Below are 6,767 nucleotides of genomic sequence, written 5' to 3' on the forward strand. Positions count from 1 at the left end.
AAAATAAACAATTTCATTAGACATACTAACTTTAGGGATATGCCATAATGACCATATTATTATATAACAAATATTAACATTTCAAGATTGTAATTTTGAAATTTATGTGAATTATGTTAAGTGACAAAAAAGTTGCTTAATTTACAATAAAGTCCTTTAAAATATCTCATGTCTGATTCTCCTAGATCCTGTTTTCTAGAGTGTAGCTTCATGTAGAAAATTTTGCACCAGAACCCTATATTTTAACCCCGTCTTAAATTTAGAACGGGGTTATGCTTGTTTTTGGTGTTAAAATATAATAACTTTATTCTCTTTTTATATTATATGTAAAAAGAGAATTGAAAATAATTTTATAATAAATTATTCTTTATTACATCAATATTGATTAATCATTTTAATGAAAGGAATGGATTGATATATTTGACGTCAATGTGTCAATACGAAAAGGTGAGAATGAATAATAATCCTATTTCTAACTTTGAAGATTTAATAAAAAAAGAATATTCCAATATAGCAGGCATTGCTATTAGAAAAGATAAAAGTTTGATTTATGAAAAATATTTTGATGGGTACACCAAAGATGATATATTGCATATAGCATCTGTAACAAAAAGTATAATATCAGTTCTTATTGGTATTGCAATAGATAAAGGATATATTAAAAATATAGAACAGAAAGTATTAGAATTTTTTCCGGATTACACAGTTAGGCGTGGCGAAAAAACAATACAAAATGTCACCATAAAAAATTTGATGACAATGACTGCACCATATAAATACAAGTCAGAGCCATATACAAAGATTTATACAAGTGATGACTGGGTAAAAGCTACATTGGATTTGCTAGGGGGAAAAGACGGTATTGGAGAGTTTAAATATTCTACCATTGGCACACATATTTTATCAGGCGTTCTTACAAATGCAACTGGTCAATCTGTGATTGATTTCGCTACAGAGAGCTTGTTTAAACCTCTTCAAATCAAAGCTCCTAATAATGCATTTATACAAAATAAAGAAGAACATTTCGCTTTTCTTAAGGATAAATATGTAACTGGTTGGGTAGTAGACCCTAAAGGTGTAAACACCGCCGGTTGGGGACTTACTTTAACGCCACGGGATATGGCAAAAATAGGTCAGTTATATTTAAGTGGCGGTGTATGGAACGGTAATCAAATTCTATCTTCCAAATGGATAGAGGACAGCACAAAGGAAAAAAGTCGATGGGGAGAGTTGTCATATGGTTACTTGTGGTGGATTGTTGATGATTGCTATACAGCTTTGGGTGATGGTGGAAATGTAATTTTCATAAACCCCAAAAAAGAAATGGTAGTTACTATTGCTTCTCGCTTTATGCCACGTGCCAAGGATAGAATTGAATTGATTAGAAAGCATATTATACCATTGTTCGAATAGAGTCAAGAGATTGTGAAGGTTTCTACTTAAACTATCGGGCAGGTTAGCTTAACAACCCAAACAAAAAAGTCGATTCTTTATGAAGTGCACCCCGATTGTTAGACACAGTCTAACAATCGGAGGTGTGCTTTTTTATGGCTAAATTCTTAACGTACAAAATTTCCGAAATGTTGGCACCCCTAAATCAAAACGGTTGGTATTTATAGTGCGAAATAGCACTTAAAACAAATGCAAATTATCTCCCAAAGCGACAAAACTCTATAAAAAGCAATAAAATGAATAACCGATTCCTCCATCTTAGCGTATAAAAACGTTAAAATGTGCGTGCTCCCCCATATAAGAGTCACATTACCAAAAATAAAAAATTGTACGATAAAAATACAAAATTATGTAAATGTAAACTTTTGAATATTAGTTTACTTTCATTTTCTTGATTTTATCTCACATCACACATTTTCTCTAAAATTTTCAATAAAAGTATACATTCAAAATCTGATGAATAAAGAAATTAAAATACCCATGATTAAAAAAGAGAAAGCTAGATTCATACTAGCTTTCTTTACATAATTCTTATTATCGATAGTAACTTTATATAAAATTTCTAGATTTTATATTTTATTTTTCAACAATTTTTTATCGTTTTTCGATAAAAAATTGTTGAAAAATAAAAATAATATGGTAGATTATTCTTATAAAAGAAATCAATGGAGGTTATTCTTGTGAAAGCATTAAATATTTACCGCATTATTTCCTATATTATGACTGTATTATTTATCATAGGAATTATTTGTACTATTACTACAGCTACTCTTTTTACCGCAATAACCATAGATCCTTCCATCATACCAAATGAACCTGGGGATTACCGGTTATCAATAGGAGTTCTTCAATTTCATATTGCTGATACTATGATAGCTAAACCTGCTTTGATGATGTATCCGTTAGTTTTAGTATTTCCTACTTTTATATTTTGGAATTTTAGAGTTTTATTTAAAAACCTTGCAGCTCGAAAACTGTTTGTACATAGTAATACAAAATCTATTTTCGGAATGGGTTTTGTACTTCTTATAGCTTCTTTTATTAACTCTATTCCAGACTTACTTGTAGCTAAAAAAATAATTTCCTCTATGCATTTTAAAGGTCGTGTGGAGACATTATATACAGTGAACACGTCTTTATTACTCGCTTCTATATTTATTATTTTGTTAGGATTTTTCTTTCATAAAGCGGTACAGATAGCACAAGAAAATGAATTAACCATTTAGGATAATAATTATGATTAGAATTAATCTAGATGTTATGATGGCTAAAAGAAAAATGTCGCTGAACGAGCTAGCTGAAGAGGTTGGAATTACAAATAGTAACTTATCCATTTTAAAAACAGGAAAAGCAAAAGCCATTCGCTTTTCTACTTTAGACGCAATTTGTAAAGTTTTATATTGTCAACCCGGAGATATAATAGAATATATAGAAGATGAATGAAGATTAAACAATAAATCCGCTCTAATGAGCAGATTTATTGTTAACATAACACCAATTCAGTAGTCACTGTATCTAGAAAAAACCCCTTCAATTTACTTGCTGAAGGGGCTTCGTATTTACATAATTCTCGTTAGCGGAAGTTATTTATGTCTATTAAATATCTTTGGTTTCTTGAGATTTTTTTCTTAAATTCATAAATGCAGAAACTCCGAAACCGGTACAAATACCTATGGTGATTTTCCAGGATAAAGATTGATATGCTAATCCAGATTTAAAACCTATTGTAATTAGAATCAAACACATAATTAAAATTGACGTATATATGTAGATCCAATATCTGTTCATGCTATGACCCCCTTATTCTCATTTATTATTTTACGTAACCCCTCCCGTTTCGAGAGGGGGATATGTTAATCTTTCTTTTTGGAACGCATGATTGTTAATCCGAGAGCCCAACCATTTAAACCAGCCCCAGCGATAAGTCCTGCGAGCTGTAACCCCGAATGTTGAATTTGAAAAGCCATAAGCATACAAATAGATCCGATTGTGACTAACCATAGCGGTTCCACCTTTTGTTTCTTTATAACCATTATTTTTCCTCCTTTTCCCAATTGTACCATTAGGAAGAACCGATTTGTTTAGATTTTTGAATGTATATCATATACATAATCGGTTAACATAACGTAACATTATCGGGATTCAATGTATTTAGAAGACTATTAAAAGTCCTCCAGATTGTTTAACTGGAGGACTTTAGTGTTCACATAATTTTTGTTATTGGAAGTAGAATGATTTTAATTATTCCACTCGCTTCTTAGTAGAGAATAAGTGATAACATCGTTCGGATAATTATTTTGATACATGTATTCTCTTAATACTCCATCTTGTTTAAAACCAAATTTTTGTATCGATCTATGTGAGGCGACATTATCTGTAAAGATAATTGCACCAATCCTATTTAAATCCCATTCATTAAATCCATATGTAATAACAGTTTTCACGGCTTCCGATATATATCCTTTTCTCCAATAATCAGGATGAATCTCGTAGCCGATTTCTGTACGCTTATGTTGTGGACTCCAAGCATGAAACCCTATTGTTCCAATGAATTTATTTTCTGTTTTTGTAACAATTCCCCATCGAATTCCTTTTTTATCATGAAAAGCACGCTGAAAGTTCTCGACAAGAGTCTCTGCTTCCTTTAAATCTTTAAAAGAATTCATACCATAAAATCGTGTTACATCGTCTCTTGAAAAGTAATCAAAAATAGCTTTTGAATCCTCTTTTGTAATTTCTCTTAATATTAATCTTTCTGTTTCTAGAACTGGAAATGACATAATAGTTACTCCTCCTTTTGTACTTAGTTTATTTCGTCATGAATATATTTAAATCCTATGTAAATAATGACGAATACTATATTTATGTGCGGTTAACATAACGTAACATTATCGGGATTCAATGTATTTAGAAGACTATTAAAAATCCCCCAGATTGTTTAACTAGGGGACTTTAGTGTAGTTTTATAAAAAAGATTGATCCTTTAAAACTAAGTTCGATTATTTTAAAAAAAGTTTGATCATTTATAATAAAGTTTGATTAAAAATCCTGTGTTGATATGCAGGGTTTTTTCTTGTTCAACAATCGGGTCAGATTGTTGCATAACAAGAAAAGTTTTAATTGTAAAACTTTAACTTTAAATAACCGGTTGCGAACGGTAGTCTTTTTCTTATTGAACTAAAGGACCGTTTATTTCAAAAAATAGACAGTATATTGACTAAAATGAAAAATGTGATACCTTTAATTTAGACAGTATAATGACTAAAATGGAGGTTAATTATGGATATTTACAGAGAACTTTTTTTAATGCAGCAAACTTACGGGACCTTATTTTCTCTAGCAAATAAAATTCAGGTAAAAGGTGACAAGTTTCTTGAACTTTTAACATCCAGACAGTATATGGCAATGGTAGCAATTGCGCATTTACCTGAAGATGAAACAACTTTGAATAATATAGCTAGAAAATTAGGTACCACAAAACAGAGTGCAAAACAGTTAATCACCATTATGGAAAACAAGGGATATGTTAACGTAGTTCCTAGTAGGAAAGATAAACGTGCGATTAACGTAAAAATAACTAAAACAGGAAAAGAAGTATTGCTTGTCGTTGCAGAAAAAGGAATCTTTTTTTTGGAAGAACTTTTTAAAAAGTTATCAACTGAAGAATTAGAAATAATGTGGGACCTTTTAAAGAAACTTTATAGTTTTGACGGTGAAGAACACGATGGATTTGAAGAAGAGGGTAATTTACAAATGGATGGAGATAACATTGAATTACAATTAAGAGTAATGAAGGAGTTTGAGATACGAAGAATTCAAGCAATTAATAAGGGAAATAAAATGTGAAAAATAAATCGTATAGGCTGATTTATCTTTGAAGAATATATCTTTTTTTGAAATATTTCTAAAATGAGGGATGAGGGAGTTCAATTATGCTTGAAATCAGTGATGAAACATTACGATTAATTAAAAGAGCCAGCAAAGGAAAAAAACATTTAAAATTAACTGTTGGCTATTTAACAGACAATGATTCTGTAATAAAAACTTATAATGAAAACGGTGAACTTGATTCATCCAAAAAATATCATTATGAAATTGGGTCTATTACAAAGACTTTTACTGTATCTTTGTTATCAAAATATGTATTTGAAAAAAAGTTGTCAATAAACGATTCAATACAAAAATATATAGGAGAGATTAAGGGAGACGATTATTATCCTACATTGCTCCGCCTTGCTACTCACTCTTCTGGATATTCAGCAAGACTGCCATTAAATAAACGGGAATATTCTAACCTAATTTTAGGTTTGATTATTGGCGGTGGTGATTTGAATAAGCATAATCCGTTAAATATGGATTTTAACAAAATGAAAATGCTAATTGAAAATAATAAATTAAAAGAAATGGATTATTCATGGAAATATTCAAATTTCGGTATATCACTTATTGGGTATGGATTGGGGATTGTATCAGGCAAGGGATATTGGGACACTATGAATGACTTTCTTCATAATGAGCTTGGACTAAGCGATACTTATTTAGGTACATCAAACAATAATTTACATGGTTACGACAGAAAAAATAATGATTGCGGCAACTGGAAATGGAACAAAGAGAATCTTATATCACCTGCGGGTGCAATAAGTTCAACTGCTGATGATTTACTTAAATATGCAAAAATAAATATTTACGAAGATCAACCATATTTGTGTCTTTGTCATAAAAAACATGGAAATGGAACAAAGAAGTATGATATGGGTCTTGGATGGTTCCTTTTAAAGAAAAACAATAATGTTATTTTGCATGGCGGTGGAACAGGTTGCTTTAGTTCATTTTTAGGGATTGATAAAGAAAAGAAAGTTGCCTCCGTAGTTCTGGCCAATTATCAATTAGGTAGAAATGATGATGAAAACATAGGAATTTCCTTATTAGAAAGTCTACAAAAATCAGTCATTTCTTAATTGTTCCATAAAAGGGTGCGATTGTGGAGCACCATAAATAGGGAATGATCAAACTTTTTTATAAAAGAACGAGTCAATTAAAAATATTAAGAGCGTGTTTTAATCAATCTTTTTTACAAAACACGCTTTTTTCTATGATCTATTATCAAGGTTATTAGTATCAAATTAATCAAACATTATTTTAAAGCAACATTTAGTGTTCACATAATTCTCGAAAGCGGAAGTTAAATTTAAACCATATATTAGGTGTAAAAAAAGCACCTAATCATAATACTAGGTGCTTTTTTTACACTACTCTTTACTTTGTATTTTACGGGCAGCATCTACTGCAAAATAAGTGAGAATACCATCACA

Annotated in this window: 8 protein-coding genes; 5 read left to right on the forward strand and 3 right to left on the reverse strand. The window is 30.4% G+C overall.

The features are described 5' to 3' along the window. Nucleotides 1-453 precede the first annotated feature (453 nt). The 3 genes from ACFQZ1_RS09655 to ACFQZ1_RS09665 all read left to right on the forward strand — a co-directional run bounded on the left by ACFQZ1_RS09655 (nucleotide 454) and on the right by ACFQZ1_RS09665 (nucleotide 2,895). Nucleotides 454-1,413, forward strand: coding sequence for a serine hydrolase domain-containing protein (locus tag ACFQZ1_RS09655; RefSeq protein WP_377881889.1), 960 nt, complete (start codon nucleotides 454-456; stop codon nucleotides 1,411-1,413). A 719-nt stretch (nucleotides 1,414-2,132) separates the two neighbouring features. Next, the gene (locus tag ACFQZ1_RS09660) at nucleotides 2,133-2,678 is read left to right on the forward strand and encodes a DUF2975 domain-containing protein (protein WP_377881891.1); all 546 of its coding nucleotides are present in this window, start codon (nucleotides 2,133-2,135) and stop codon (nucleotides 2,676-2,678) included. Between the two features lie 7 nt (nucleotides 2,679-2,685). Beyond that, on the forward strand, nucleotides 2,686-2,895 hold the full coding sequence (locus ACFQZ1_RS09665) for a helix-turn-helix domain-containing protein (protein WP_377881902.1): 210 nt from the start codon (nucleotides 2,686-2,688) through the stop codon (nucleotides 2,893-2,895). 153 nt (nucleotides 2,896-3,048) lie between these two features. Here the strand turns inward: ACFQZ1_RS09665 and ACFQZ1_RS09670 are convergent, their stop codons facing one another. The 3 genes from ACFQZ1_RS09670 to ACFQZ1_RS09680 form a co-directional block, all read right to left on the reverse strand. Next, on the reverse strand, nucleotides 3,049-3,240 hold the full coding sequence (locus tag ACFQZ1_RS09670; RefSeq protein ID WP_377881893.1) for a hypothetical protein: 192 nt from the start codon (nucleotides 3,238-3,240) through the stop codon (nucleotides 3,049-3,051). Between the two features lie 65 nt (nucleotides 3,241-3,305). Next, on the reverse strand, nucleotides 3,306-3,485 hold the full coding sequence (locus tag ACFQZ1_RS09675) for a hypothetical protein (RefSeq protein WP_377881894.1): 180 nt from the start codon (nucleotides 3,483-3,485) through the stop codon (nucleotides 3,306-3,308). 204 nt (nucleotides 3,486-3,689) lie between these two features. Next, on the reverse strand, nucleotides 3,690-4,232 hold the full coding sequence (locus ACFQZ1_RS09680) for a GNAT family N-acetyltransferase (RefSeq protein WP_377881896.1): 543 nt from the start codon (nucleotides 4,230-4,232) through the stop codon (nucleotides 3,690-3,692). A gap of 499 nt (nucleotides 4,233-4,731) precedes the next feature. Between ACFQZ1_RS09680 and ACFQZ1_RS09685 the strand changes: the two genes are divergently transcribed. Together ACFQZ1_RS09685 and ACFQZ1_RS09690 are read left to right on the forward strand one after the other, a co-directional pair. Then, nucleotides 4,732-5,298, forward strand: coding sequence for a MarR family winged helix-turn-helix transcriptional regulator (locus ACFQZ1_RS09685; protein WP_377881898.1), 567 nt, complete (start codon nucleotides 4,732-4,734; stop codon nucleotides 5,296-5,298). Between the two features lie 86 nt (nucleotides 5,299-5,384). Continuing rightward, a complete protein-coding gene (locus tag ACFQZ1_RS09690) occupies nucleotides 5,385-6,413 on the forward strand; it encodes a serine hydrolase domain-containing protein (protein WP_377881900.1) in 1,029 nt (342 codons plus the stop codon). Nucleotides 6,414-6,767: the final 354 nt, after the last annotated feature.

The organism is Bacillus sp. CGMCC 1.60114, from assembly GCF_042676365.1.
In the GTDB taxonomy this organism is placed as follows: Bacteria; Bacillota; Bacilli; order Bacillales; family Bacillaceae_G; genus Bacillus_A; species Bacillus_A rhizoplanae_A.

Bases quoted from the DNA above. Each gene is read 5' to 3' on its own strand.
- ACFQZ1_RS09690 (WP_377881900.1), top strand. From the start codon at position 5,385: ATGCTTGAAATCAGTGATGAAACATTACGATTAATTAAAAGAGCCAGC.
- ACFQZ1_RS09675 (WP_377881894.1), bottom strand. From the start codon at position 3,485: ATGGTTATAAAGAAACAAAAGGTGGAACCGCTATGGTTAGTCACAATC.
- ACFQZ1_RS09655 (WP_377881889.1), top strand. From the start codon at position 454: ATGAATAATAATCCTATTTCTAACTTTGAAGATTTAATAAAAAAAGAA.
- ACFQZ1_RS09670 (WP_377881893.1), bottom strand. From the start codon at position 3,240: ATGAACAGATATTGGATCTACATATATACGTCAATTTTAATTATGTGT.
- ACFQZ1_RS09680 (WP_377881896.1), bottom strand. From the start codon at position 4,232: ATGTCATTTCCAGTTCTAGAAACAGAAAGATTAATATTAAGAGAAATT.
- ACFQZ1_RS09685 (WP_377881898.1), top strand. From the start codon at position 4,732: ATGGATATTTACAGAGAACTTTTTTTAATGCAGCAAACTTACGGGACC.